The organism is Algihabitans sp. (assembly GCF_965226985.1).
Lineage (GTDB): Bacteria > Pseudomonadota > Alphaproteobacteria > Kiloniellales > DSM-21159 > Algihabitans.
On record NZ_OZ245712.1, the window covers coordinates 3,236,123 to 3,259,702 of the forward strand.

Consider the following 23,580-nt stretch of genomic DNA (forward strand, 5'->3'; position numbering starts at 1 on the left):
AGACCCTTAGAAGCCTAATTCCGATGTTCTTCCACAGAATTTCCAAAATAATCTCGCGCCCATTCAAGACCCACAGCAACCGCTTTATTGTTTATTTGCGAGGAATGAATTAAATTTATTTCTTGGAATCTCTCGATTAATATATATTGGCTTTGCATCATTCTCCTTCCAGCATGGCTTTGATAGAACTCTATCATACTATCAAGCTCTTCTTCAGTGAATAAATCGAAATGAATATCCGCAACATCCTCGATATACATATTTTTATAATCAGATATTTCAGGCAATATATGCTCCCACATAATATTTTGAATATTACTTCCTTCTCTATTTAAGTCTTCGTGATAATGCCTTAAATCATTTCCCACAATTCTTTTTGTGTGCAAGAAAAACATATTAACAACACCACTTAACTCGGCTACTTTTCTCGCTTTCTCCATTTTGCTTTCAATATCCTGAGATCCAAATGAAGGCGCGGAAAATACTGCAAAAAAGGCAAAAGGTATCACCGAAAGCGAGACCGGAATTCTTAACAAATCGACCTCCGTCTGAGAGATTCTACTCTGCGGCCACGGCTGCCGCGCCTAGGGCGCCGCTGGCGGCCTTGGACTGCAGGTAGCCGTCGATCTGGGCGGCGGCATCGCGGCCGTCGCGGATCGCCCAAACCACCAGGGAGGCGCCGCGCACGATGTCGCCGGCGGCGAAGACGCCGTCGAGCGAGGTCATCATGTTCTTGTAGCTGACCTTGAGGGTGCCCCAGCGGGTCGTCTCCAGGGCTTCGGCCTGGAAGAGTTCGGGCAGGTCCTCCGGATCGAAGCCCAGCGCCTTGATCACCAGATCGGCCTCCACCGTGTAGGCGCTGTCCGGTAGCACCTGTGGGGCCTGGCGTCCCGTGGCGTCGGCCACACCCAGATGGACGCGGCTGGCGCGCACGCCGGAGACCGTCTCATCGCCCAGGAAGGCCTCCGGCGCGGAGAGCCAGACGAACTCGACGCCCTCCTCCTCGGCGTTGGCGACCTCGCGCTGGGAGCCGGGCATGTTGGCGCGGTTACGGCGGTAGAGACACTTCACGGAGGTGGCGCCTTGGCGCACCGCCGTGCGCACGCAGTCCATCGCCGTATCGCCGCCGCCGATCACAACGACCCGCTTGCCGGCGGCGTTGAGCGTACCGTCCGCGAAGGCCGGCACCTCATCACCCAAACCCTCGCGGTTCGACGCCGTGAGGTAGTCCATTGCCGGCTGAATGTTCGTCAGTCCCGAACCGGGCGCCTGCAGATCGCGCGCTTTGTAGACGCCAGTGGCGACCAGCACCGCATCGTGCTGGATGCGCAACTCATCCAGCGTGGCATCACGACCGACTTCGAAATTCAGCTTGAACGTCACGCCCGCCTCGGCGATCAGGCGCGCCCGGCGCTCGACCACCTCCTTCTCCAGCTTGAAGTTCGGGATGCCATAGATCATCAGGCCGCCGATCCGGTCGTAGCGGTCATAGATCGTGACCTGATAGCCCTTGCGCCGCAGTTCCTCGGCCGCTGCCAGTCCGGCGGGGCCGGCGCCGACGATGCCGACGGACTGATCGCGCTCGCGGGTCGGCTTGACCGCCTTGACCCAACCCTGCTCCCAGGCCGTGTCGGTGATGTACTTCTCCACCGCGCCGATGGTCACCGTGCCGTGGCCGGACTGCTCGATCACGCAGTTGCCTTCGCAGAGACGGTCCTGCGGACAGATGCGGCCGCAGATCTCCGGGAAGTTGTTGGTCGCCTGACTGACCTCGTAGGCTTCCTCCAGCCGACCTTCCGCCGTCAGCATCAGCCAATCGGGGATGTTGTTGTGCACTGGGCAGTGCACCTGACAGAAGGGCACGCCGCACTGGCTGCAGCGTGCCGCTTGCTGCGCCGCCGCCGCCGGATCGAATTCCTTGTAGATTTCGTCGAAGTCCGCGCGGCGCGCCTCGACACCGCGCTTGTGCGGCGTCTCCTGCTCCCTGGTCACGAACTGCAGCATCTGGTTCGGCATGGCCGAGCCCTCTCCCCTTCGAGGATCGTTAAAGGTCACGGGCGAACGTCTGCCGCCCTTTTCGTTACGCGCGCTGCGACCGCAGGTGCAGCCCGGGCGCACAGACAGAAAAGCGCGGGCCGCGGCGGACCGCTCCGAAGGGAGGCATCATGCGATTTCGCATCCCTGCAAAGCGACCATGTAGCGGTCCGCGCCTTCGAGCCGACCGGATCTCTGCTATCTCTGAGATCCAAGGCACGCGTCGCGCAGTTATCGAGCGTGCTCGCACACTCAGGGCTTATATATCGCACCTTGAAGCTTGAAGAAAGCTCATTTTCTGCCAAAAGGTCATATATGTTGACCTTTATTCAATATCGCAGATCGGAAATGCTGCGGCGCACAGAAATCTGCAGCGGAGAAACCTGCTTATAGTCCCGATTCGAGATTAAATTTCCGGCAGCGGCGACACGGCGACGCTTGCTATCAGAAGGCGCCGACTTCGCGAACCTCGCGCCGGGGAGACCTCCGTCCGTGCCGCTTCTGCTGCTCGCCATCCTGGCCGTGGTCCAGGGCATCACCGAATTCCTTCCCATCTCCTCCTCCGGCCATCTCGTTCTGGTCTGGGAAGTCTTCGACCAGACCCAGGCCGCCGGCGCACGTGCGGCGGAAACCGAACGCCTGGACCTGGACGTCGCCGTGCACGTCGGCACCCTGGCCGCCGTTTGCCTCTACTTCTGGCGCGACATCTGGCAGATGTCGCTTGGCCTGCTGCGCCTGCTCACCGGCCGTCGCGATTCCGGCGCACGTCTGGCGGGGCTCGTGCTGCTGGCCTCGCTGCCGATCATTCCCGCCGGCTACTTCGGCAAGGATCTGGTGCTGATCTACTTCCGCGACATCGCGGTGATCGGCTGGACCACCCTGGGCTTCGGCATCCTGCTGGGCTTCGCCGACCGCTTCGGCATGCTGATCAACCGCATCGAGCACATGGGCTGGGCGCAGGCGGCGATCATCGGCCTCACCCAGGTTCTGGCGCTGGTACCGGGCACCAGCCGGTCCGGCATCACCATGACGGCCGCGCGCTTTCTGGGCTTCGAACGGTCGGAGGCGGCGCGCTTCTCCATGCTGCTGGCGATCCCGGCGATTGCCGGCGCCGGAAGTTTGGCCGGGCTCGACCTCTATCAAAGCGGGGATCTCTCGCTCGGCCGAGATGCCGCCGTCGCAGCGGGACTGGCCTTCGTCGCAGCCCTGATCGCCATCGCCGCGATGATGGCCTGGCTGCGCCGCGCCAGCTTCACGCCCTTCGTCATCTACCGGATCCTGCTGGGCGTGCTGCTGCTCGCCCTGGTCTACGGCGGAGTGATCTAGGCCCCAGGCGCCATCTAAGTCTCGGGCGCCATCTAAGTCTCAGGCGTTTGGGGCACGAAGCGGCCGCCAGGGCGGTAGCGCTCCAGGTAGGTCGGGATGATCACCTCGACGGAATGCGGCGCGTCGATCCCGAGGTCCGCCAGGGTAAGCGCATCGGACGCCACGACGTTGTCGCGTTCCAGCAGCTTGACCTGATCGCGGGTCAGCGGCGGATCGGGTAGCAGCTGCAGGATGCTGCCCTGAACGTAGGCCAGGGCCCAGGGTACGGGGACCAGAAAGCGCCTGCGGCGGATGGTCTTGAGCAGCAGCTGCAGCAGTTCCTTGAAGCTGTAGACGCGCGGCCCACCCAGCTCGAAGGTCTTGCCGCGCGCGGCCTCTCGCTCCAACCCCGCGACCACGGCGTCCGCCACATCGCCGACGTAGACCGGCTGGAACCTCGTCAGGCCGCCGCCAATCAAAGGCAGCGCCGGCGTCAACCGCGCCATGACGGCGAAACGATTGAAGAAGCCATCTTCGGGCCCGAATACGATCGAGGGCCGCAGAACCACGGCTTCCGGCACGGCACTCCGCACCGCCATCTCGCCCAATCCCTTGGTGCGGGCGTACTCGGCCTCGGCGTCCGGATCGGCGCCGATGGCAGACATTTGCACGAAGCGTGTAATGCCCTCCGCAGCGGCGATCTCGGCGATCCGCTGAGCGCCGAGATGTTGAAGCGCCTCGAAGCTCTGGGCTCCGCCCTCGGCCAAGATACCGACCAGATTGACCACGGCGTCTGCCCCCTGGACGGCGGCCGTGACTTCCGCGTCGCTCTGCAGGCGCGCTCGGACAGCCACGATCTGGCCGACGTTACCGAGCGGCTTCAGAAACTGTGCCTGGCGCGGGTGGCGCACCGCCACGCGGACGGTCCAACCCCGGTCGGCCAAGCGCGCAACGACGTAGCGGCCGATAAAACCCGACCCGCCAAAGATGGTGACCGTCTGGCCTGCCATGGTCCGTCTTTTCTCCTCAGCCCCGAAACCCATTGCGGGACCCTCCGCGGACTCGTCCGCCGGGTCCGTACCCCCACCCGGAATCTGCCGGGCACCCTATAAGGCCAGGCATCCTATGGGGATCATCCGAACGGCGCTCATAGCACCGCCGAGCTTGCGTTGACACCCCACGGCCACCCTATATCTTCGCGTCACCCTTCTCTGGCAAGCCGCCGCACCGTCGCAGCCATCCTGCAGTTCGGTGCGGCGCGCCGAACCAACCGTGCGGAACCTGAGCCTCCATGACGCAAATCACGTTGCACCACGGCGACCTGCCGGACGACCTGGATCTCGGTCCGGTCGTCGCCGTCGATACCGAGACCATGGGGCTGCGGGTACCGCGCGACCGCCTCTGTCTGGTCCAGCTCTCATCCGGAGACGGGACCGCGCATCTGGTCCAGGTAAACGACGGGCGCTACCAAGCCCCCAACCTCCAGCGCCTGCTGGGCGACCCGCAGGTGCTCAAGCTGTTCCACTTCGCGCGCTTCGATCTAGCCGTGATGAAGCACTGGCTGCAGGTCGACTGCCAGCCGGTCTACTGTACCAAGATCGCCAGCAAGCTGGTGCGGACCTTTACCGACCGGCATGGCCTGAAGGATCTCTGTCAGGAGATGCTGGGCGTCTCGCTATCCAAACAGCAGCAATCGAGCGACTGGGGGGCGGCCGAACTGACCCAGCAGCAGCGCGCCTACGCAGCGGCCGACGTGCTGCATCTCCATGCGCTCAGGCAGGCGCTCGACGTCATGCTGGAGCGCGAAGGTCGAACGGCTTTTGCACAAGCCTGCTTCGACTTCCTGCCTACACGAGCGGGGCTCGATCTCGCCGGATGGGACGAGGTCGACATCTTCGCGCATTCTTGAGGCAGGGATTAAGTCAAAGGTTGAAAGCTGTTGAAAGGTCACCCTTGTCACAGTCCATAAGGATCTCCAGCCGGTTTGGCTGGCGTCGATCACGATCGGCAGCGTAAAAACGTACCATGGCCATGGCGCAAAGCGGTTCAGAGCAGGGCAGGTCGGAGCGAGGGGCTTCGCGGGCCGCCAACAGGCGGCCGGCACGGCGACGCGTCGCGCCGCCGCGCCTGTCGGGGCGCAGCGCCTACAGCCTATTCGTCAGCGCCATGAAGATCCTGCTGCCGGCCGTCGCGGTGGGATTGGTGCTGCTGATCGCGATCTGGCCGCAGATCGAACGGACCGGTGGCTTCCGTTTGGACGCCATCGAGACTTTCGGAGGCGCCCCGGTGCCCGAGGAAGCCACGATGGTGAACCCGCGCTACGAAGGCATCGACGAGAATCGCCGCCCCTTCATGATCACGGCGGACATCGCACGGCAGATCGATCCGGGCGAGCAGGAGACCATCGATATGCAGCAACCGGCCGCTGACCTGTTCGACGACGTCGGCAAGTGGCTGGCGATCACGGCGGACCACGGCGTCTACGAACGCGGCCAGGAGGTGCTGCTGCTCGACGGCAACGTGAACATCTTCCACGACGACGGCTACGAGCTGCAGACCGACCAGGCCGTGGTCGATCTCGCCGCGGACCTGGCGACCAGCAGCCTGCCGACCTTCGGCCAAGGCAGTTTCGGGACGATCACGTCCGAGGGCCTGCGGGTCGAGGAACGGGGCGACCGCATCTTCTTCACCGGACGTGCCCACCTGGTGCTCTATCCGACGGACGAGGGCGCCCAGACCGCCCCAGATGCCGGAGCCGACACCGGACCCGAGGGCGGGGTCGGTTCTCAGGAGTCCGCGCCGTGAAGGTGGTGCTGGTTTGGGTTGTCTGTTTGCTTGCCGCCCCGGCCTTGGCTCAAAGCTTGGGTGGGCTAGCAACCGGAAGCGGCGAACCGCTGGAGATCTTCGCGGATGACGGCATCGAGTGGCTGCGGTCCGAACGGAAGTACGTCGCACGCGGGAACGCCCTGGCCCGCCAGGGCGACACGGAAGTCGCCGCCGACGTGCTGACCGCCTTCTACCGCAACAGCGAGGACCGGCCGGAAACGGAAACACCGACCCAGGGAGGCGGCGGCGACATCTATCGGATTCTCGCCGAAGGCAACGTCGTGATCACGGCCCCGAACCAGACAGCCTACGCGGATCGCGGCGTCTACTTCGTGGAAGAACAGATCGCCGTTCTGCGGGGAGGCGACCTGCGGCTTGAAACGGCTGAAGAGACCGTGACCGCGCGCGACAGCCTGGAATACTGGGAGAACTACGAGGGTAACCCCATCGCGGTCGCGCGTGGCGACGCCACGGTCGTGACCGACGGGCGGCAACTGGAGGCCGACGAACTGGTCGCAACGCTTCAGCCGAACGAAGAAGGCCGGAACGAAATCTCTCAGATCGACGCCTTTGGCGACGTGGAGATCTCCAGCCCCGAGGAATACGCCCGTGGCGATCAGGCCGTCTACTATGTTAAGGAGGAGGTAGCGATCCTGGCCGGAAACGTGCGCATCACCCAGGGAGAGACGCAGCTGAACGGTCAGCGCGCGGAGGTCAATCTCGCTAGCGGCGTCAGCCGCTTGCTGCCGACGGTCGGCGGACGGGTCGAAGGCATCCTGACGCCGCGCGGAACCGGCGGTTCGGCCTTGCCGTCACGGCCGGAGGCCGGCGGCGAAGCGGTGGAAGGCGGCGGAGATACCCCGGGAGGTGCCCCGGCATTCCCGTCCGAAAGGGAGGAGCGAGCCCAGTGAGCGAACCCCTGGACCCGAGCCAAAACGGCGGACAGCCGGAGCCGGCCTCCGGTCCCGACGGACGTCAGACGACCGGCACAGCCTCGGCAACGAGCGCTTGGACGCCGAAACTGGTGGCCGACAATCGTGGCCTGGCGGCGGTATCGGTCGGCAAGGCCTTCAAGAAACGGCCCGTGCTGCGCGACGTAACCGTTGCCGTCGAACGCGGCGAGGCGGTCGGACTGTTGGGCCCCAACGGCGCCGGCAAGACCACCTGCTTCTACATCGTCATGGGCCTGCTGCAGCCCGATACCGGCTACGTCATGCTGGACGGGCACGACATCACCGATCTGCCGATGTATCGCCGCGCCCGCCTGGGAATCGGCTATCTGCCGCAGGAAGCCTCAATCTTTCGCGGCCTGACCGTCGAGCAGAACATTCGCGGCGTGCTGGAAGCGGTGGAGAAGGACCGCGACAAGCGCGATCACCGCCTTGAAGAGCTGCTGAACGAGTTCGGTATCGGCCATCTGCGCCGCGCCCCAGCGACCGCCCTGTCCGGCGGCGAGCGGCGGCGCTGCGAGATCGCACGCGCGCTGGCCAGTCAGCCGAACTTCATTCTGCTCGACGAACCTCTGGCCGGCATCGACCCGATCGCGGTCAACGACATCCGCGAACTGGTCAGCCATCTGCGCGACCGCGGCATCGGCGTGCTGATCACGGATCACAACGTCCGGGAAACCCTGGAGATCGTCGACCGCGCCTACATCATCCACGACGGCCGCGTCCTGATGGAGGGCCTGCCGGAAGAGATCGTGGCACACCAGGATGTGCGGCGAGTTTACCTGGGCGAAAGGTTTAGTTTGTAACGCTTTTTGTATGTCCGTCAGTCAACGCCTCGAGGTCCGCCAGAGCCAGTCTCTGGTGATGACGCCGCAGCTGCAGCAGGCCATCAAGCTGCTGCAGCTGTCCAACCTCGAACTGTCGGACTACGTCGCCAGCGAGATCGAGCAGAACCCGCTCCTACGTGCCGACGAACGCGGTCCGGCGAGCGAGGAGGGCGACTGGCGCGAACGCTCCGCGCCCGACCAGGCCGAGCGGTCGGCGGAGTCCGGGGCGGACGGCGAAACCCAGGACAGTGCGGCCACGGCCTCCAGCGACGTGCTGACGGGCGACGGCGAGGCGCCGCTGGATGCGGAGGCGACCTACGACGATCTGGGCCCGGCCGACGGCGCCCCCGGACCGCTGGCGGATTCCGCGACCCTGTCCAAAGCACGCAGCAGCGACTCCGGTGAGTTCGGCGACGTCGAACAGCGTCTGGGACAGACCGAGAGCCTGCGCGACCGGCTGATCGCCCAACTGCATCTGGAGGTCACGGGCGACGGCGACCGGCTGATCGGGCTGACCTTGGTCGACGGACTGACGGAGTCGGGCTACCTGGGCGTGACGCTCGAGGACACGGCCGAGCAGCTGGGTGTCGAGGAAGCGGATGTCGAGCGCGTGCTGCGCATCCTGCAGGGGTTCGAACCGACCGGGATCTTTGCGAGAACGCTTCGGGAATGTCTGGCCCTGCAACTAGCGGAACGGGACCGTCTGGACCCCCTGATGGCGCGTCTGCTGGACCACCTCGAGATGATCGCCGCCGGTGAAACCGTAAAGCTCCGCAAGCTGCTCGGCTGCGACAGCGAGGATTTCGCCGACATGTTGGCGGAGATCCGCAGCCTCGATCCGCGTCCGGGCAGCGGGCTGGACAGCGGCCCGGCGGAAGCCGTGGTGCCGGATGTGCTGATGCGGCCCCTGCCGGGCGGAGGCTGGTCGCTGGAACTGAACCCGGACACCCTGCCCCGTGTCCTGGTCGACCGGGCCTACTACACCCGGGTTGCCGGTGCCTGCCGGCGCAAGCAGGACAAGGACTACCTGTCCGACCAGCTTCAATCGGCCAACTGGCTGGTCAAGGCGCTGCACCAGCGGGCGACCACGATCATCAAGGTGGCGGCCGAACTCGTCCGCCAGCAGGAGGGCTTCTTTCGCCATGGCGTCAGCCATCTGAAGCCCCTCGTCCTGCGCGACGTGGCGGAAGCCATCGAGCTGCACGAATCGACGGTCAGCCGGGTGACGGCCAACAAGTTCATCGCGACGCCGCGCGGCACCTTCGAGCTGAAGTACTTCTTCACCACGGCCGTCTCGGGGGCCAATGGCGCCGAAGTCTCCGCCGAGTCGGTCCGTCATCGCATTCGCGCGATGATCGATGGGGAGTCGCCGCAAAAAATTCTTTCCGACGATACGATTGTCGATCGTTTGCGCGGCGAGGGCATCGATATCGCGCGTCGCACCGTCGCCAAATACCGGGAATCCATGCGCATTCCCTCGTCGGTGCAGCGCCGCCGGCAGAAGGCCATGCTGGCCTCCTGACCCTGCGTTCCTGAGCGGGCGGTTGCAGCCGCGCGGCGGCACCCCGATATACTTGGTTAAGAAAGGGGTATAGCCCTCGTCCAGTTCTATTGACGCCCCTTTAGGCCGTCATTATGGTCCGCGCCTTCGTCGGGGGCAGGTGCTGTTTTCTCGGTCGTAGGGGACGTTTCGGCCGCTTGTGAGCCTCCGCGCAATGACGACATAGGGTTGCCAGTGGACCGCGAGATAAACCTGTCGGTTAAAGGTCGACAGCTTGACCTCGGCGATGCTCTGCGTGAGCACGTGGCCGAAAAACTAGATGGCGTGTTCGAGAAGTACTTCGGCGATGCCATCGAGGTGGTTGTGACGCTTTCGCGCGAAGGACATCTGTATCGCAGTCTGGTCCAGGCGCATGTCGGGCGTGGCATCCAGGTGCAGGCCTCGGCCGACGCCGGGGAGATCTACGCCGCCTTCGACGCTTCGGCGGACCGTCTGGCGAAGCGCCTGCGCCGCTACAAGCGGCGGCTACGCGACCATCATAAGGGAACGCCCCAACTTGCCGGGATTCCGGCACTGCAATACGTGCTGGCGGCCCCGGGAGACGAAGAAGAAGACGAAGAACCGGCCGGCGGCGAGGATGCCGCTCCGCCGATTATCGCCGAAATGGAAGGCGAGGTGCCGGAACTGACGGTGGGCGAGGCGCTGATGCGTCTGGACCTGTCGGAGGAACCCGCGCTGATGTTCCGCAACCGGGCCCATGGCGGGCTCAACATGATCTATCGCCGGCGTGACGGAAACGTCGGCTGGGTCGACCCGCGAGGCAACCGCGGCGCCTGAGGCGCCGAGGAACCACGTCCTGTCGGGCCCGTGTCGATCGAGGGTTGTCGAACGATGAATTTGAGCGAACTGCTTACGCCCCAGGCTGTACTTCCGAGCCTGAAGGTCAACAGCAAGAAGCAGGTGCTGCAAGAGCTCTCCAAGAAGGCGAGCGAACTGACCGGCCAGCCCGAACGGGCGATCTTCGAGGTCTTGACCGAGCGGGAACGGCTGGGGACGACGGGCGTCGGCCACGGCATCGCCATTCCGCACGGCAAGCTCGCTGCCCTGGATCGCCTCTACGGGGTCTTCGCGCGCCTGGAAACGCCGGTGGATTTCGACGCCATCGACGAACAGCCGGTCGACCTCGTCTTTCTGCTGCTGGCGCCTGAAACGGCCGGCGCCGACCACCTGAAGGCCTTGGCCCGCGTGTCCCGCCTGCTGCGCGACCGGGCCAGTTGCGAGAAGCTGCGCGGCACCGACTCAGCCGATGCGGTTTATGCGCTGCTCACTGAATCCGCCGCCAGTCACGCAGCCTGAGGCCCGCAACGTAAGTCCTGTCGTTAGGCCGGGTTCTATCGCTGGGGACCGGCGACCAGTTGCGGGTCGATGCGTTCCTCGAACCAGTTGATCCGCCAGTCCAGGTGGGCGCCGGTGGAGCGGCCCGTCGAGCCGACCGTCCCGATCCGCTCGCCCTGCGCCACCCGGTCGCCGACGGCCACCTCAACCGTCGCCAGGTGCAGCAAGGTCGAACTGACACCGTGCCCGTGGTCCAGAATGACCGTCCCGCCGGTGTAGTAGAGATCCCCCTCCGCAAGACGCACGAGTCCGCCGGCGGGCGCCGCGACCGGCGTTCCCTCCGGTGCCGCGATATCGATGCCGTAGTGCGGCTGGCGCGGCTGGCCGTTGAGGATGCGCTGGCTGCCGTAGACGCCGGTCACGACCCCCTCGACGGGCTGGCGAAAGGTCGTGAAGAAATCGGGAAGCTGGGTGTCGTGGGCGCGCGCCTCGGCCACCAGGGCGGCGTCCCGCTGGATTCGGTCCCAGACGGCTTCCGGAGGTGTGACCATGGTCTGCGGCAGACCGTCGATCCGCTGGACGTCGTAATTGCGTTGAACGACCGTGAGAACGACGGCCTCCTCGCGGCCGTCAGGGTCGCGCAGCGTCAAACGCGCACTCGGCGCAGCGTCGCGCCCGAACCCCAACACGAAGCGACCCTGGGGACCGACGCGCACCTCTCGGCCGTCGAGGCGGACCTGACTACCCGGCAGGGTCTGGCCGAACAGCAGACCGCCCTGGATCGCCTCGCCCGACAGCTCCAACGCGGCCGCCGGAAGCGGCAGAGCCAAAAGAAACGCCAGAAGCAGCCGGCCGATCACAGAAGCTCGCCCTGCGTCGGCTTAGCCGTTTCCGTCCGCGTCGCCTTGGCGGGCCGTCGTGTCTTCGCTGGAGCCTTGGTCCCGCCGCCGTCGCGTCCGGCTGTCGCCTCCAGGCGCCCATCGCGGAACTCCAGCTCCAGAGCCTGCCCTTCGCGCACCTGGGCGGCCCGAGTCAGGACCGCGCCTTCGGCGTCGCGCACCGCCACAAAGCCGCGCTCCAGGGCGGAGTGATAGCTGTAGCTTTCCAGCAGGCGCCCGAGCTCGCGCAGGGCAGCATCGGCCTCGCGCTGCCGCCCCTCCAGCGCGCGGGCGATCCGGCGCGCCGGATCCAAGCTCTCGAGGGCCTGCGCGCGCTGCGGGACCTGACGCGCAGCCAGGGCCGGCAGGCGGGCGGTGATATCGGCCAGCTCACGACCGCTACGCCGAAGCTGAGCGGTCAGCGCCGCTCCCAGCCGCTCGTGCCGATCGGCCAGCAGCTCCCCGGCCCGGCGGAGCTGCTGGCGCGGATCGGGCAATCGCGCGGCGAAGCCGGCCACTGCCTGCCCGCGCTGGCTCAAAAACGAGCGCGCGGCCAGATCCAGGCGCTCGACCCGCTCGTCCAGTCGCTGCCCCAACTCGCCGAGCAGGCGCACCGGGTCGGGCAGCCCTCGGCCCAGTCCCTCCACCTCGTTGCGGCGGTGGACCAGCAGCCGGCCGGCGGCGGCGGTCAGGCGCCGCTCGAGGTCCTGCAGCTGATCCAGCAGGTCGGCGCGCACGGGCACGGCCATCTCGGCCGCCGCCGTCGGCGTCGGCGCCCGGCGGTCGCTGGCGAAATCGATCAAGGTGGTATCGGTCTCGTGCCCGACGGCGGAGATCAGCGGGATTCGCGACTCGGCCGCCGCGCGCACCACGACCTCCTCGTTGAAGGCCCAGAGATCCTCCAGCGAACCGCCGCCGCGCGCCACGATCAGCAGGTCCGGCCGCGGCAGGGTGCCGTCGGTCCCAAGCGCATTGAATCCCCGGATAGCGGCGGCCACCTGCTCTGCCGCGCCCTCGCCCTGAACCAGAACGGGCCAGACCAGGACATGCCGGGGGAAGCGTTCGCCCAGACGATGCAGGATGTCGCGGATCACCGCTCCGGTCGGCGAGGTGACCACGCCGATCACCTCGGGCAGGAAGGGCAGCGCGCGCTTGCGGTCGACGTCGAACAAGCCTTCGTCGGCCAAGGCCTTGCGCCGCTGCTCCAACAGCTTGAGCAGCGCGCCTTCCCCGGCAAGCTCCAGAGAGTCGATGACGATCTGATACTTGGAGCGTCCGGGATAGCTGGTGATCCGTCCGACGGCGATCACCTCCAGCCCGTCTTCCGGCGCAAGTGACAGCCGACCGGCCTGCCCGCGCCAGCAGACGGCGTCCAGCACCGCATCGCTGTCTTTCAGCGCCATGTAGAGATGGCCGCTCGCAGCCCGCTTGAAGCCGGAGATTTCGCCGCGCACCCGCACCCGCTCGAAGCTGCCTTCGAGCGTGCGTTTGATCGCTTGGCTCACCTCCGAGACGGAAAACTCGGGCAGGTTGCTGGGACGGGGGGTCGGGGTGCCGGAATACTCGCTCATGATCGGAGCCCATGCTACAGGAGCCAACCAGTGCCGTGAAAGGCACCGAGGCGAGGAATCGCTTCGAAATCGAACAGAGGTAAGGGAGGTCGGCGGCGCATGAAGGTTCTGGTTGTCGGAGGCGGCGGGCGCGAACACGCACTCTGCTGGGCGATCGCGGGATCGCCCCTGCTCGACAAGCTCTACTGCGCGCCGGGTAACGCCGGCATCGCGGAGGTTGCCGAGTGTCTGGATATCGCTGCCGACGATCTGGACGCGCTGGAAGACTTTGCGACGCGGCAGAGCTTGGATCTGGTGGTGGTCGGTCCGGAGGCGCCTCTGGTCGCGGGTCTGGTCAACCGACTGGAAACCGCCGGCATCCGCTCCTTCGGGCCACGCAGCGAGGCGGCAGAACTCGAAGGCTCCAAGGGTTTTATGAAGGACCTCTGCGCCCGGCACGGCATCCCGACGGCCGCCTATGCCCGCTTCGACGAGGTGGAGGCCGCCAAGGCCTACCTGCGCGAACAGGGCGCGCCCATCGTCGTCAAGGCCGACGGACTGGCCGCCGGCAAGGGCGTCACCGTGGCCCAGACCCTGGAGGAGGCCGAGGCGGCGGTGGAGGCCGCGCTCTCGGAGGGCGTTTTCGGGTCCGCCGGCGCCGAGGTTGTGATCGAAGAACTGCTGGAGGGGGAGGAAGCCAGCTTCTTCGCCCTCTGCGACGGCGTCACGGCGCTGCCCCTGGCCAGCGCCCAGGACCACAAGCGCGCCTACGACGGCGACGCGGGGCCGAACACCGGCGGCATGGGCGCTTACTCGCCGGCGCCCCTGGTCACGCCGGAGCTGGCCGACCGCATCATGACCGAGATCGTGCAGCCCACCGTGGCGGCCATGAAAGCCGAAGGCCGGCAGTACAAGGGCGTGCTCTACGCCGGCATCATGGTCGCCCCGGACGGCACGCCCAAGCTGCTGGAGTACAACGTGCGCTTCGGCGATCCAGAGTGTCAGGTGCTGATGCTGCGCCTGATGAGCGACCTGCTGCCCGCCCTGGTCGCCACCTGCGACGGCCTGCTGCAGGCCTTCGATCTGCGCTGGTACGACCGCACGGCCCTGACGGTCGTCCTCGCCGCCGAGGGCTATCCCGGCGCCTACGAGAAGGGCACAGAGATCAAGGGGCTGGAGGAGCTGAAGGGCGATCCTGACCTGGAAGTCTTCCACGCCGGCACGAAACGCGATCCGGACGGCAGCCTGCGCGCTATCGGCGGGCGGGTACTCGGTGTCACGGCACTCGGAGACGACGCAGCCGCCGCGCGCGACAGAGCCTATACCGCCGTCGACAAGATCGACTGGCCGGGCGGCTTCTGCCGCCGCGACATCGGCTGGCGGGCGCTGAAACGCTGATCTATCGGCGGCGTCACCCTTCGACAGGCTCAGGGTGAAGATATTGATTTTTCAGCATCTTAACTTCATCCTGAGCCTGTCGAAGGATGGCCGCACCCAAGAACGGAAGGCCTCTTCGACATCCGACTAACCCATGTAGCGCGCCCAGGCACTGCCCTGGTGCTTGGGCTCGACGATCTGCGGGTGCAGGATCTCCGCCAGCAGCTCCGCCGATTCGACCAGGCGCGGGCCGGGGCGGTTGAAGAACTGATTGCCGTCGGTGACGTAGACCTCGCCGCTCTGCACGGCCGTCAGCGCCTGCCAGCGAGGATCCTCATCCAGCACCGTCATCTCCTGGCGCGTCCGCTCCAGGTCGAAGCCACAGGGCAGCATGATCAGCACGGTCGGATCGACGGCTTGAAGCCGCGCCCAATCCAGGTAGCCGGAATGGGCGCCAGGCTCGGACAGCACGTCCTGGCCGCCTGCCGCCGCCACGACCTCCGGCATCCAGTTGCCGGCGTCCATGATCGGATCGAGCCACTCGATGCAACCGACCGTCGGTCGCTTGCGGGCGGACAGACGCTCCTCCAGCCGGCGCAGGCGGCCCTGCAGATGCTCGACCAGGGCCTCGCCGCGCAGAGGTTCGCCCAGCGAAGCGGCGACGCGCCGGATATCGGACCAGACATGCTCCAGACGACTGGGCTTGAGCGAGACCAGGTCGGTGTCCGTCCCGATCCAGTCGCAGACCGCCGCCTCCACATCCGACAGGCTGACGGCACAGACCTCGCAGAGATCCTGCGTCACGATCAGGTCGGGCCGGAGCGCGCGCAGGGCCTCGGCGTCGATGTCGTAGACGGCCAGAGCGTCGGTCAGGATCTCGCGTACCGCCCGGTCGATCTCGCCGCTGGGCTCTGCCGTGTCCAGGCGCGCCCGTGTCAGCTTCGGCAGCGCGGCGACCTCGGGTGGGTAATCGCACTCGTGACTGCGGCCGACCAGACGGTCGCCGCACCCCAGGGCGCAGACGATCTCGGTCGAGCTGGCGATCAGCGAGACGACGCGCGCCGGCGCCGGTCGCGACGCGGAGGAGGCGCCAGGCTGCTCAGGTGCGGAGGCTTGGGTCATGGGTAAAAGCTCACGACGGACAGGAAGCGGGACGATTGCAGGCTTGGCATTCCGCGCTATCTCTCGGCAAGACTAAAACGCCGCGACCTGGAGCCCCGACCATGCGCCGCATTGCCAGACTGCTGACCGCCCCGCTGCTGGGGGCCACCCTGCTGCTGCTGTCCACAGCGGCCCAGGCGGAAACCGCGCACGACTTCGCCTTTCGCTCCATCGACGGGGAACCGCTGCCGCTGAGCGACTTCGCCGGCAAGGCCGTTCTGCTGGTCAACACCGCCTCCTTCTGCGGCTTCACGCCCCAGTACGAACAGCTTCAGGCGGTCTGGGAGGACTATCGCGCGCGCGGCCTCGTGGTGCTCGGCGTACCCTCCGACAACTTCGGCGGTCAGGAGTACGGCGACAACGCGGAGATCAAGCAGTTCTGCGACGTGACCTTCGGCATCGACTTTCCCATGACCGAGAAGCAGGACGTCAAGGGCCCCGGCGCCCATCCGCTCTACGCCTGGATCGGCGGGCAACTGGAGCGCAACGCCGAACCGCGCTGGAACTTCCACAAGTTCCTGATCGATCCGGAGGGCCGCGTGGTCGAGGGCTTCCCAACCACGACCCGTCCCGACGCCGCCCCTGTCCTCGCCGCCATCGAGGCGGTTCTGCCGGCGAACTGAGGACCGGAGACCCGGCCCTCATCGCACTCTAGAGAATTGAGGCCAGAGAGGTTTCGCGGATCGCCTCCAGGGTGGTCGTGGGCGTGATCGCCTCGGGGTCGACCTTCAGGTGCAGCAGGGCGGGGCCGCCGCTGGCGAGCGCCGACTCGAAGGCCGGCCGGAACTGCGCGGTCTCCTCGACCGTCCAGGCCTGCAGGCCGTAGCTGCGGGCCAGCGCCGCGAAGTCGGGATTTGTCAGGGAGGTCGCGCTGATCCGTCCGGGATAGTCGCGCTCCTGATGCATACGAATCGTGCCGTACATGCCGTTGTCCAGCACCAGGAAGACGATGGCCAGGCCGTACTGCGCGGCCGTCGCCAGTTCCTGCCCGGTCATCAGGAAACAGCCGTCGCCGGCCAGCGCGACGACCGGACGATCCGGGTGCGTCAGCTTGGCGGCGACCGCCGCCGGGACGCCGTAGCCCATGGAGCCGCTGGTGGGCGCCAACTGCGTCCGCCACCGCCGCCAGCGGTGATAGCGATGTGCCCAGGAGGTGTAGTTGCCCGCGCCGTTGCAGAGAATGGCCTCGGGCGGCAGGTAGTCATGCAGACCGGCGAAGATCTCGCCTAGTTGCAGAGACCCGTCGAGCCGGCCAGGCGTCGCGAAGCGTTCGAAGTCCGCACGGGCGGCGGTCGTCTCCGTTGCCCAGGCGGGCGCGGCGAGCGCCGGCCGCCCCGCCAGCGCCTCAATCACCCGCGCCGGCGAGGCGCAGATGGCCAGAGTGGGTCGGTAGACACGGCCCAACTCCTCGGGATCGGGGTGGACATGGATCAGGGTCTGATCCGGCTGAGGCGCCTTCAGCAGCTCGTAGCCCTGGGTGGTCATCTCCCCCAGGCGCGGTCCGAGGGCGATCACCAGATCGCTGGCCTCGATCCGCTGCCGCAGCTCCGGCGCCAGGCCGATTCCGACGTGACCGACGTAGCTGGGGTGATCGTTGTCGATATAGTCCTGACAGCGGAAGGACACCCCGACCGGCAGGGCATTGGCCGCAGCCCAGCGCTCCAGTGCCGTCTTGGCAGATTCCGACCAGCCACCGCCGCCAACCAGCAGAAAGGGCCGCTCCGCCTCGCGCAGGAGGCTCTCCAGAGCCTCCAGATCCGCCGGATCGGCACCGGCCGGACTGGGGGCGAACGCCGGCAGGTCGGCGACGCTCGCCCGTTCGACCAGCATGTCCTCGGGCAAGGCCAGCGCGACCGGGCCGGGCCTGCCCGAGGTTGCCACCGCGAAGGCCCGGCCGATGAACTCGGGAATCCGGGCCGGATCGTCGATCTCCGCCGTCCACTTGGTCAGCGGCCCGAGAAGATGCGTGTAGTCGATCTCCTGGAAGCCCTCACGGCCGCGCAGACCGCGCGCCACCTGCCCGATGAAGAGGATCATCGGCGTCGAGTCCTGAAAGGCGATGTGCAGTCCCGCACTGGCGTTGGTGGCGCCAGGCCCTCGGGTGACGAAGGCAATGCCGGGCTGGCCGGTCAGCTTGCCTTCGGCCTCGGCCATCATCGCCGCGCCGCTCTCGTGCCGGGTGACCACGAACTGCAGGTCGCTGCGGTCGACCAGGGCGTCGAGCACCGCCAGGTAACTCTCCCCCGGCACGCCGTAAGCCCGCCGGGCACCGTGGATCAATAACTGGTCGACCAGAATCTCGGCGCCGCTGCGCGCCATGGGCAGTCTCCCTATTCCGCGCCGTTTCGCAGCGCTGTGATCTGGGCCCGCGCCAAAGCGTCGACCCGTTCGTTCTCCGCGTGGCCGCTATGGCCGCGGACCCACTTCCACTCTACGCGATGGGTCTGCAGTGCGCTGTCCAGGCGTTGCCAGAGATCCTGGTTCTTGACCGGCTTCTTGGAGGCCGTCTTCCAGCCGCGCCGCTTCCATCCCGGCAACCATTCGGTGATCCCCTTCATGACATACTGACTGTCGGTGGTCAGCACCACGTCGCTCGGCCGCTTGAGCGCCTCCAGGCCATGGATCGCGGCCAGCATCTCCATGCGGTTGTTCGTGGTCTCCGCTTCGCCGCCCGCCAGCTCCCGCTCGTGCCCGTTCCAACGCAGGATCGCGCCCCAGCCGCCGGGACCCGGATTGCCGGAGCAGGCACCGTCGGTGAAAAGCTCGACCTTGCGATGTCGCGCGTCTTGGCTCACGCCAACTCCAATCCATAAGCGCCGGGCCCGCGTACCTCGGCGTGAAAGCGAAGTCTCTTGTAGTACTCCAGCGGGTCCTTCGGCTTCACGAAAGCGCCGGGCGAGTGATTCAGCCAGTCGTAGAGCCGCGTCAGGAGGAAGCGCATGGCCGCGCCGCGCGCCAGCACCGGCAGCGCCTCCAGCTCCGCCCGGCCGACGTCGCGCTCGCCGGCGTAGCTGCGCAGCAGGCAGCGCGCCTTGGTCGCGTTGAAGGCGCCGTCCGGCTCGAAGCACCAGGCGTTGAGGCAGATCGCCAGATCGTAGGCGAAGAGGTCGTTGCAGGCGAAGTAGAAGTCGATCAGGCCGGTCAGCTTCTCATGCCGGAAGAAGACGTTGTCGGGAAACAGGTCGGCATGGATCACGCCGGCCGGCAGGTCCGACGGCCAGTTCGCCTCCAGGAACGCCAGCTCGCTTTCAAGCTCCGCCGTCAATCCGGGGCGCACCTCTTCGGCACGGCTGGCACAGGACTGAAACAGCGGTCGCCAGGCCTCGACCGACAGCGCGTTGGGCCGCCGCAGCCCGAAGTCGCTGCCGGCGAGGTGGAAGCGCGCCAGCGCCGCCCCCAGCTCTCGGCAGTGCTCCGGATGGATGCGCCGGGGCCAGAGACCTTCCAGGAAGGAGATGATGACCGCCGGCCGGCCGGCCAGCCGGCGCAGCGCCTGACCGTCGCGCCCCTGAACCGGCAACGGGCAGGCGATGCCCCGCGCGGCCAGATGCTCCATCAGACCGAGGAAGTAGGGCAGATCCCGAGGATCGACCCGCTTCTCGTAGAGCGTGAGAATGAAATTCCCCTGCTCCGTCGTCAGCAGGAAGTTGGAGTTCTCCACCCCCTCCGCGATGCCCTTGAAGGCCAGCACCTCGCCGATGTCGTAGTCGGCAAGGAAGGCCTGGAGCTCTTCGTCGGAGACTTCGGTATAGACCGCCATCTGCACTCGGTTCAGCAGGGCATTGCGGGGAGATTCGCTTCGTATCCGCGAACATCAATGCCACGCCGAAACTGTGAGCGGAAGGGCTTGGACAGTTACATTGCAAGCAAATATTTTGTGTGCATGATATTTATATGCGAGTATCTTTTGCATCAGACATTGAAAAAGAAGCCATGGACTGCATCGAAGACTGCATCAGCTTCCTGATCGGCAAAGCCGCTCAGCAGATTGCGCGGCGGGCGCGGGACAAACTCGCACCCTTTGGCGTCACCCCCGTTCAGTATGCCGTGCTGCACGCACTCTGGCAGCAAGACGGGCAGAGTGGCTCCGAACTCGGTGCGCGGCTCGCAATCGACAGCGCCACCATCACAGGGATCGTCGATAGACTGGAAGCCGCAAACCTACTTGCACGACGCCCGGATGAAGCGGGCGACCGGCGAATCAACCGCGCCGTCCTGACCGACCGCGGCCGATCGTTGCAAGTCCCTCTCGATCGGACCATGGACGAACTCAATGCCGAAGTGGCGGCGGAACTCGGCCAGGACGATGCCAGACGGCTCTGGGCGGGACTTCACCGTCTCGGCCGGATCGGCAGCTGATCGGGAGAGCGTCATGTTCGATACCAAAATCGCGATAGTCGTTCGCGAAGACCTGGCCGTTTGGCAGAAGCTGAATGTGACGGCCTTTCTGACCAGCGGCATCGTCGGCTTGGATGGCGAGTTGCTCGGCGAACGCTATGAGGATGCCGCCGGGAACCTTTACACGCCCTTGGCCATCCAACCCATGATCGTGCTCAGCGCAGATGAAAAGACGATCAACTCGGTCTACCGCCGTGCACTCGAACGTAGCGCACGGCTGTCTCTCTACATCGAAGACATGTTCAAGACCGGCCACGACGCTGCGAACAGGGCGGTCGTGCGGCAATACGAGCCGGATGAGATGAAGGTCGTCGGCCTGGCGTTGCGCGAAGACAGGAAGACTGTCGACAAGATCACCAAGGGCGCGAAGATGCACCCCTGAGAGGGCGACCGACCATGCGCGTTCACCTGATCCATGCCCATCCCGAGCCGAGTTCCTTCGTCTCCGCGATGCGCGATGTCATCATGGAAGAACTGAAACGTCGCGGCGACAGCGTGACGGTCTCTGACCTCTACGCTCAGGGATTCAACCCCGTTCTTTCGAGCGACGACTTCGGCTCGCGTCGGTATCCCGATCATCTCAACTATGCCCTGGAACAGCGCAACGGCTACGAGACGGGAACCATTGCGGAGGATATCGCGCGTGAGGTTGCGGCGGTGCTCGCCGCAGACGCGCTGGCTTTCACCTTCCCGGTCTACTGGTTCAGCGTTCCCGCGATCTTGAAAGGCTGGATCGAACGAGTCTTCCTGTCCGGGCCTTTCTACGGTGGAAAGAGAATCTACGGGCGCGGCGGGCTTGCGGGTAAACGCGCCTTTGCGGCGCTGAGTCTCGGCGGACGCGAACACATGTTCGGCACGGAAGCCATACACGGCGAACTGGAAACCGGGCTGCTGCGCCACTTTTTTCAAGGCACGCTCGGCTACGTCGGCTTGGCCGTTCACCGGCCCTTCATCGCCTATCACACGCCGTATCTGGAGAGGCGGCAGCGCGAGGCTCTGCTGGAAAACCTGCGTGCCTACGTTCGCCGGCTGGAAGATCAGCCCGGCTTGTCGCTACCGGATCTGAACGACTTCGACGAGACGTTCGCTCCAAAGCACGGTGAACAGAAAAGCGAGAGCAGCTAAGCCCAGTCTAGGTAGCAGGCCTAGGCAGCAGGTCTAGGCAGCACCCTGATGCCGGCGCTTGTCCTCGTCGGTGAGCAGCATGCGCGGCAGCTTGAAGTGCACGTTCTCGGTCACCGTTTCCGACAGGCGGATGGCCACCTCGCGGCGCTCCTTGAAGGCTTCGATGACTTCCTGCACCAGCACCTCCGGCGCGCTGGCCCCGGCGGTCAGACCGACATGGGTGACGCCCTCCAGCTCCGCCCAGGGAATGTCGGCGGCCCGCTGAACCAGGAAAGCCTTGGGGCAGCCGCTCTTCTCCGCCACCTCGACCAGGCGCTGGGAGTTGGAGGAGTTGGGCGCCCCCACCACCAGCAGCACCTCGCAGCGGTGGGCGATGTCCTTCACCGCCTGCTGCCGATTGGTGGTGGCGTAGCAGATGTCCTCTTTCTTCGGTCCGCGAATCGTCGGGAAGCGCCGTTGGAGCGCCTCCACCACCGCCGCCGTATCGTCGACCGAAAGAGTCGTCTGGGTGATGTAGGCCAGGTTGTCCGACTCCGCGACCTCCAGCGCCTCAACGTCGGCGACTTCCTCGACCAGCTGGATCGCGCCCTCCGGAAGCTGGCCCATGGTGCCGACGACCTCCGGATGGCCGGCATGGCCGATCATCAGGATATGATGGCCGTCCTTGAAGTGGCGCTCGGCCTCGACGTGGACCTTGCTGACCAGAGGACAGGTGGCGTCGACGTAGATCAGGCTGCGGCGTTCCGCCTCGGCGGGCACCGACTTGGGCACCCCGTGAGCCGAGAAAATCACCGGCGCGTCGTTGGGAACCTCGTCCAGCTCTTCGACGAAGACCGCGCCCTTGGCCTCCAGTCCCTCGACCACAAAACGGTTGTGCACGATCTCGTGCCGCACGTAGACGGGAGCGCCGAACTTCTCCAGCGCCCGCTCGACGATTTCGATGGCGCGTTCGACGCCGGCGCAGAAACCGCGCGGGGTCGCCAGTTCGATCGTGACGGCCGTGTCCGCTGCCGGCGCAGCCGTCCCGGAGACCTTATCCATTCCTGCTCTCTCCCGTCCCTAGAGCGCGGTCGTGCCTTCCCTGCGACCGCGCCCGCCGCCAGCTTCCGCGTGGTGCAGCAACGTTGCGCTCGGGGGTCCGCCCGCGCTATCCATCCTGCCCTAACATAAGACCGCGGAGCGAGAAAAGCGACATGGCCGAACAGCCCCTTGTGGCCCAGAAAGCCCCCTATCAGACCAAGGTTAAAGCCGGACGCACCTACTATTGGTGCAGCTGCGGGCACTCGGCCAACCAGCCGCTCTGCGACGGGTCGCACAGCGGTACGGGTTTGGAGCCGCTCGGCTGGAAATGCGAGGAAGATGGCGAGGTCTGGTTCTGCGGCTGCAAGCAAACCGCCAAAGCCCCCTTTTGCGACGGGACGCACGCGCGGCTGTGAAGCGTCTGGCCCCGCTTCTCCTCTGCCTCCCGCTCGCGGCCTGCGGCAGCTTCGACGGACTCTTCGGAGGCGACGACGGCCCGGCCATTATCTGCCCGCGCATTCTTCCTGTGGTCGAGGCCGAGGAGATGACCCGCTTCGTGGCCGCGGGCCGGGACCTGACGGAGGTCGACTTCCGGGCCCGCTTGTCCGACGTGCGGGCCGAATGCGAAACCGACGATGAAGAGATCGAGCTGACGCTTCAGGTCATCCTCTCCGCCAGTCGCGGGCCGGCCAACAGCGAGGGTGCTGCCGACTTCAGCTACTTCGTGGCCGTCGCGACCCGCGACGAGCAGATCCTGACCCGGAGCGAATACGCGGTTTCGATTCCCTTCGAAGGCAATCGCACCAACGTCGGGCTGTTGAACGAAGTGGACGTGGAAATCCCTCTGAGCGAAGGCCAGACGGGGCGGGAATACAGCGTCTTCCTGGGCCTGGCACTGCGACCCGAAGAGCTCGAGTGGAATCGGCAAAACCGCTAGAGCGCGCCCAAACGCCTCCACCCTGCGGTCGTCCTGCTCTCGGCGGCGCCGATTGACTTCCCGGATGCGATCCTTAATCTCTCTTTCGCGTCGTTAGAGCCTCGCCTGGGAGAGATCGGGCCGCCCGTCAGTCGAGACGGCGGACCCGACGCCGAAGGAGCAACCGCCCCGGAATCTCTCAGGCAAAGGGACCGGGCGAGTCTGACACGACGCCTCTGGAGAGCGGATGCACCCCGGTAAAGACTGGAGGCGCATCCCACCGAAGGGGTAAAGCCGAGTCGCTCGGGTGCGGCGCGGCCAATCTCTCAGGTTCGGTGACAGAGGGGGCTTCGAACCGTCGGCCGCAAGGTCGGCGG

At 66.0% G+C, this 23,580-nt stretch carries 25 protein-coding genes and 2 riboswitches; of the genes, 15 read left to right on the forward strand and 10 right to left on the reverse strand.

Going from position 1 to position 23,580, the window contains the following annotated elements; translation table 11 throughout:
* Positions 1 to 14 precede the first annotated feature (14 nt).
* Together ACO054_RS14775 and ACO054_RS14780 are read right to left on the reverse strand one after the other, a co-directional pair.
* Complete coding sequence (locus ACO054_RS14775) at positions 15 to 536, reverse strand: DUF2059 domain-containing protein (RefSeq protein WP_421707352.1); 522 nt, start codon at positions 534 to 536, stop codon at positions 15 to 17.
* 22 nt (positions 537 to 558) lie between these two features.
* Positions 559 to 2,016 carry an NAD(P)-dependent oxidoreductase gene (locus tag ACO054_RS14780; RefSeq protein ID WP_421707353.1) on the reverse strand — a complete coding sequence of 486 codons (1,458 nt, stop codon included), beginning with the start codon at positions 2,014 to 2,016 and terminating at the stop codon, positions 559 to 561.
* A gap of 510 nt (positions 2,017 to 2,526) precedes the next feature.
* Here ACO054_RS14780 and ACO054_RS14785 point away from each other — a divergent pair.
* Positions 2,527 to 3,360, forward strand: coding sequence for an undecaprenyl-diphosphate phosphatase (locus tag ACO054_RS14785; protein ID WP_421707354.1), 834 nt, complete (start codon positions 2,527 to 2,529; stop codon positions 3,358 to 3,360).
* A 32-nt stretch (positions 3,361 to 3,392) separates the two neighbouring features.
* Here the strand turns inward: ACO054_RS14785 and ACO054_RS14790 are convergent, their stop codons facing one another.
* Positions 3,393 to 4,349 carry a complex I NDUFA9 subunit family protein gene (locus ACO054_RS14790; protein ID WP_421707355.1) on the reverse strand — a complete coding sequence of 319 codons (957 nt, stop codon included), beginning with the start codon at positions 4,347 to 4,349 and terminating at the stop codon, positions 3,393 to 3,395.
* Positions 4,350 to 4,630: 281 nt separating this feature from the next.
* Between ACO054_RS14790 and ACO054_RS14795 the strand changes: the two genes are divergently transcribed.
* The 7 genes from ACO054_RS14795 (at position 4,631) to ptsN (ending at position 10,799) form a co-directional block, all read left to right on the forward strand.
* Entirely contained in the window at positions 4,631 to 5,248 is a 618-nt protein-coding gene (locus ACO054_RS14795) for a ribonuclease D (protein WP_421707356.1), read from the forward strand.
* A gap of 116 nt (positions 5,249 to 5,364) precedes the next feature.
* Positions 5,365 to 6,144, forward strand: a complete 780-nt coding sequence (gene lptC, locus ACO054_RS14800) for an LPS export ABC transporter periplasmic protein LptC (protein ID WP_421707357.1) — start codon at positions 5,365 to 5,367, stop codon at positions 6,142 to 6,144.
* The gene (locus ACO054_RS14805; RefSeq protein WP_421707358.1) at positions 6,141 to 7,076 is read left to right on the forward strand and encodes an LptA/OstA family protein; all 936 of its coding nucleotides are present in this window, start codon (positions 6,141 to 6,143) and stop codon (positions 7,074 to 7,076) included. Before lptC ends, ACO054_RS14805 begins: the two co-directional genes overlap by 4 nt.
* A gap of 110 nt (positions 7,077 to 7,186) precedes the next feature.
* Positions 7,187 to 7,921, forward strand: coding sequence for an LPS export ABC transporter ATP-binding protein (lptB, locus tag ACO054_RS14810; protein ID WP_421710370.1), 735 nt, complete (start codon positions 7,187 to 7,189; stop codon positions 7,919 to 7,921).
* 10 nt (positions 7,922 to 7,931) lie between these two features.
* A complete protein-coding gene (gene rpoN, locus ACO054_RS14815) occupies positions 7,932 to 9,464 on the forward strand; it encodes an RNA polymerase factor sigma-54 (RefSeq protein WP_421707359.1) in 1,533 nt (510 codons plus the stop codon).
* 213 nt (positions 9,465 to 9,677) lie between these two features.
* A complete protein-coding gene (gene hpf / locus ACO054_RS14820; protein ID WP_421707360.1) occupies positions 9,678 to 10,280 on the forward strand; it encodes a ribosome hibernation-promoting factor, HPF/YfiA family in 603 nt (200 codons plus the stop codon).
* A gap of 54 nt (positions 10,281 to 10,334) precedes the next feature.
* Complete coding sequence (ptsN, locus tag ACO054_RS14825; protein WP_421707361.1) at positions 10,335 to 10,799, forward strand: PTS IIA-like nitrogen regulatory protein PtsN; 465 nt, start codon at positions 10,335 to 10,337, stop codon at positions 10,797 to 10,799.
* Between the two features lie 35 nt (positions 10,800 to 10,834).
* On the opposite strand, the gene ACO054_RS14830 is transcribed toward ptsN, so the two are convergent.
* Positions 10,835 to 11,638, reverse strand: coding sequence for a M23 family metallopeptidase (locus tag ACO054_RS14830; RefSeq protein WP_421707362.1), 804 nt, complete (start codon positions 11,636 to 11,638; stop codon positions 10,835 to 10,837).
* The gene (xseA, locus tag ACO054_RS14835) at positions 11,635 to 13,227 is read right to left on the reverse strand and encodes an exodeoxyribonuclease VII large subunit (protein ID WP_421707363.1); all 1,593 of its coding nucleotides are present in this window, start codon (positions 13,225 to 13,227) and stop codon (positions 11,635 to 11,637) included. Before xseA ends, ACO054_RS14830 begins: the two co-directional genes overlap by 4 nt.
* A gap of 99 nt (positions 13,228 to 13,326) precedes the next feature.
* On the opposite strand from xseA, the gene purD reads away from it, so the two are divergent.
* A complete protein-coding gene (gene purD / locus ACO054_RS14840) occupies positions 13,327 to 14,604 on the forward strand; it encodes a phosphoribosylamine--glycine ligase (RefSeq protein WP_421707364.1) in 1,278 nt (425 codons plus the stop codon).
* A 126-nt stretch (positions 14,605 to 14,730) separates the two neighbouring features.
* Here the strand turns inward: purD and ACO054_RS14845 are convergent, their stop codons facing one another.
* A complete protein-coding gene (locus ACO054_RS14845; RefSeq protein WP_421707365.1) occupies positions 14,731 to 15,705 on the reverse strand; it encodes a cobalamin-binding protein in 975 nt (324 codons plus the stop codon).
* Between the two features lie 101 nt (positions 15,706 to 15,806).
* On the opposite strand from ACO054_RS14845, the gene ACO054_RS14850 reads away from it, so the two are divergent.
* The gene (locus ACO054_RS14850; protein ID WP_421707366.1) at positions 15,807 to 16,367 is read left to right on the forward strand and encodes a glutathione peroxidase; all 561 of its coding nucleotides are present in this window, start codon (positions 15,807 to 15,809) and stop codon (positions 16,365 to 16,367) included.
* A 28-nt stretch (positions 16,368 to 16,395) separates the two neighbouring features.
* On the opposite strand, the gene ACO054_RS14855 is transcribed toward ACO054_RS14850, so the two are convergent.
* The 3 genes from ACO054_RS14855 to ACO054_RS14865 are packed head-to-tail and all read right to left on the reverse strand — an operon-like array spanning position 16,396 to position 19,504.
* The gene (locus ACO054_RS14855; protein WP_421707367.1) at positions 16,396 to 18,063 is read right to left on the reverse strand and encodes a thiamine pyrophosphate-binding protein; all 1,668 of its coding nucleotides are present in this window, start codon (positions 18,061 to 18,063) and stop codon (positions 16,396 to 16,398) included.
* Between the two features lie 11 nt (positions 18,064 to 18,074).
* A complete protein-coding gene (gene rnhA, locus ACO054_RS14860; RefSeq protein WP_421707368.1) occupies positions 18,075 to 18,539 on the reverse strand; it encodes a ribonuclease HI in 465 nt (154 codons plus the stop codon).
* Positions 18,536 to 19,504: a homoserine kinase gene (locus ACO054_RS14865; protein WP_421707369.1), complete on the reverse strand. Its 969-nt coding sequence runs from the start codon at positions 19,502 to 19,504 to the stop codon at positions 18,536 to 18,538. Before ACO054_RS14865 ends, rnhA begins: the two co-directional genes overlap by 4 nt.
* Positions 19,505 to 19,623: 119 nt before the next feature.
* Between ACO054_RS14865 and ACO054_RS14870 the strand changes: the two genes are divergently transcribed.
* Genes ACO054_RS14870 through ACO054_RS14880 form a run of 3 tightly spaced genes read left to right on the forward strand, consistent with a single transcriptional unit; the run spans position 19,624 to position 21,267 of the window.
* On the forward strand, positions 19,624 to 20,103 hold the full coding sequence (locus ACO054_RS14870) for a MarR family winged helix-turn-helix transcriptional regulator (protein WP_421707370.1): 480 nt from the start codon (positions 19,624 to 19,626) through the stop codon (positions 20,101 to 20,103).
* A 13-nt stretch (positions 20,104 to 20,116) separates the two neighbouring features.
* Positions 20,117 to 20,524, forward strand: coding sequence for a DUF2000 family protein (locus ACO054_RS14875; RefSeq protein WP_421707371.1), 408 nt, complete (start codon positions 20,117 to 20,119; stop codon positions 20,522 to 20,524).
* 14 nt (positions 20,525 to 20,538) lie between these two features.
* Positions 20,539 to 21,267 carry an NAD(P)H-dependent oxidoreductase gene (locus ACO054_RS14880; protein ID WP_421707372.1) on the forward strand — a complete coding sequence of 243 codons (729 nt, stop codon included), beginning with the start codon at positions 20,539 to 20,541 and terminating at the stop codon, positions 21,265 to 21,267.
* A 33-nt stretch (positions 21,268 to 21,300) separates the two neighbouring features.
* Here the strand turns inward: ACO054_RS14880 and ispH are convergent, their stop codons facing one another.
* Positions 21,301 to 22,308: a 4-hydroxy-3-methylbut-2-enyl diphosphate reductase gene (gene ispH, locus ACO054_RS14885; RefSeq protein ID WP_421707373.1), complete on the reverse strand. Its 1,008-nt coding sequence runs from the start codon at positions 22,306 to 22,308 to the stop codon at positions 21,301 to 21,303.
* Positions 22,309 to 22,460: 152 nt separating this feature from the next.
* On the opposite strand from ispH, the gene ACO054_RS14890 reads away from it, so the two are divergent.
* A complete protein-coding gene (locus ACO054_RS14890; RefSeq protein ID WP_421707374.1) occupies positions 22,461 to 22,703 on the forward strand; it encodes a CDGSH iron-sulfur domain-containing protein in 243 nt (80 codons plus the stop codon).
* Positions 22,700 to 23,224 (forward strand): hypothetical protein, encoded by a 525-nt coding sequence (locus tag ACO054_RS14895; RefSeq protein ID WP_421707375.1) that lies wholly within the window; start codon positions 22,700 to 22,702, stop codon positions 23,222 to 23,224. Before ACO054_RS14890 ends, ACO054_RS14895 begins: the two co-directional genes overlap by 4 nt.
* A gap of 96 nt (positions 23,225 to 23,320) precedes the next feature.
* Positions 23,321 to 23,428, forward strand: a riboswitch (glycine riboswitch).
* 1 nt (position 23,429) lies between these two features.
* A riboswitch (glycine riboswitch) is annotated at positions 23,430 to 23,555 on the forward strand.
* Positions 23,556 to 23,580 lie beyond the last annotated feature (25 nt).

Coding starts and splice junctions, on each gene's coding strand:
- ACO054_RS14780 (WP_421707353.1), bottom strand. CDS start 2,016: ATGCCGAACCAGATGCTGCAGTTCGTGACCAGGGAGCAGGAGACGCCG.
- ACO054_RS14790 (WP_421707355.1), bottom strand. CDS start 4,349: ATGGCAGGCCAGACGGTCACCATCTTTGGCGGGTCGGGTTTTATCGGC.
- ACO054_RS14795 (WP_421707356.1), top strand. CDS start 4,631: ATGACGCAAATCACGTTGCACCACGGCGACCTGCCGGACGACCTGGAT.
- lptC (WP_421707357.1), top strand. CDS start 5,365: ATGGCCATGGCGCAAAGCGGTTCAGAGCAGGGCAGGTCGGAGCGAGGG.
- rpoN (WP_421707359.1), top strand. CDS start 7,932: ATGTCCGTCAGTCAACGCCTCGAGGTCCGCCAGAGCCAGTCTCTGGTG.
- ptsN (WP_421707361.1), top strand. CDS start 10,335: ATGAATTTGAGCGAACTGCTTACGCCCCAGGCTGTACTTCCGAGCCTG.
- xseA (WP_421707363.1), bottom strand. CDS start 13,227: ATGAGCGAGTATTCCGGCACCCCGACCCCCCGTCCCAGCAACCTGCCC.
- purD (WP_421707364.1), top strand. CDS start 13,327: ATGAAGGTTCTGGTTGTCGGAGGCGGCGGGCGCGAACACGCACTCTGC.
- ACO054_RS14845 (WP_421707365.1), bottom strand. CDS start 15,705: ATGACCCAAGCCTCCGCACCTGAGCAGCCTGGCGCCTCCTCCGCGTCG.
- ACO054_RS14850 (WP_421707366.1), top strand. CDS start 15,807: ATGCGCCGCATTGCCAGACTGCTGACCGCCCCGCTGCTGGGGGCCACC.
- ACO054_RS14855 (WP_421707367.1), bottom strand. CDS start 18,063: ATGGCGCGCAGCGGCGCCGAGATTCTGGTCGACCAGTTATTGATCCAC.
- ACO054_RS14865 (WP_421707369.1), bottom strand. CDS start 19,504: ATGGCGGTCTATACCGAAGTCTCCGACGAAGAGCTCCAGGCCTTCCTT.
- ACO054_RS14875 (WP_421707371.1), top strand. CDS start 20,117: ATGTTCGATACCAAAATCGCGATAGTCGTTCGCGAAGACCTGGCCGTT.
- ACO054_RS14880 (WP_421707372.1), top strand. CDS start 20,539: ATGCGCGTTCACCTGATCCATGCCCATCCCGAGCCGAGTTCCTTCGTC.
- ispH (WP_421707373.1), bottom strand. CDS start 22,308: ATGGATAAGGTCTCCGGGACGGCTGCGCCGGCAGCGGACACGGCCGTC.
- ACO054_RS14890 (WP_421707374.1), top strand. CDS start 22,461: ATGGCCGAACAGCCCCTTGTGGCCCAGAAAGCCCCCTATCAGACCAAG.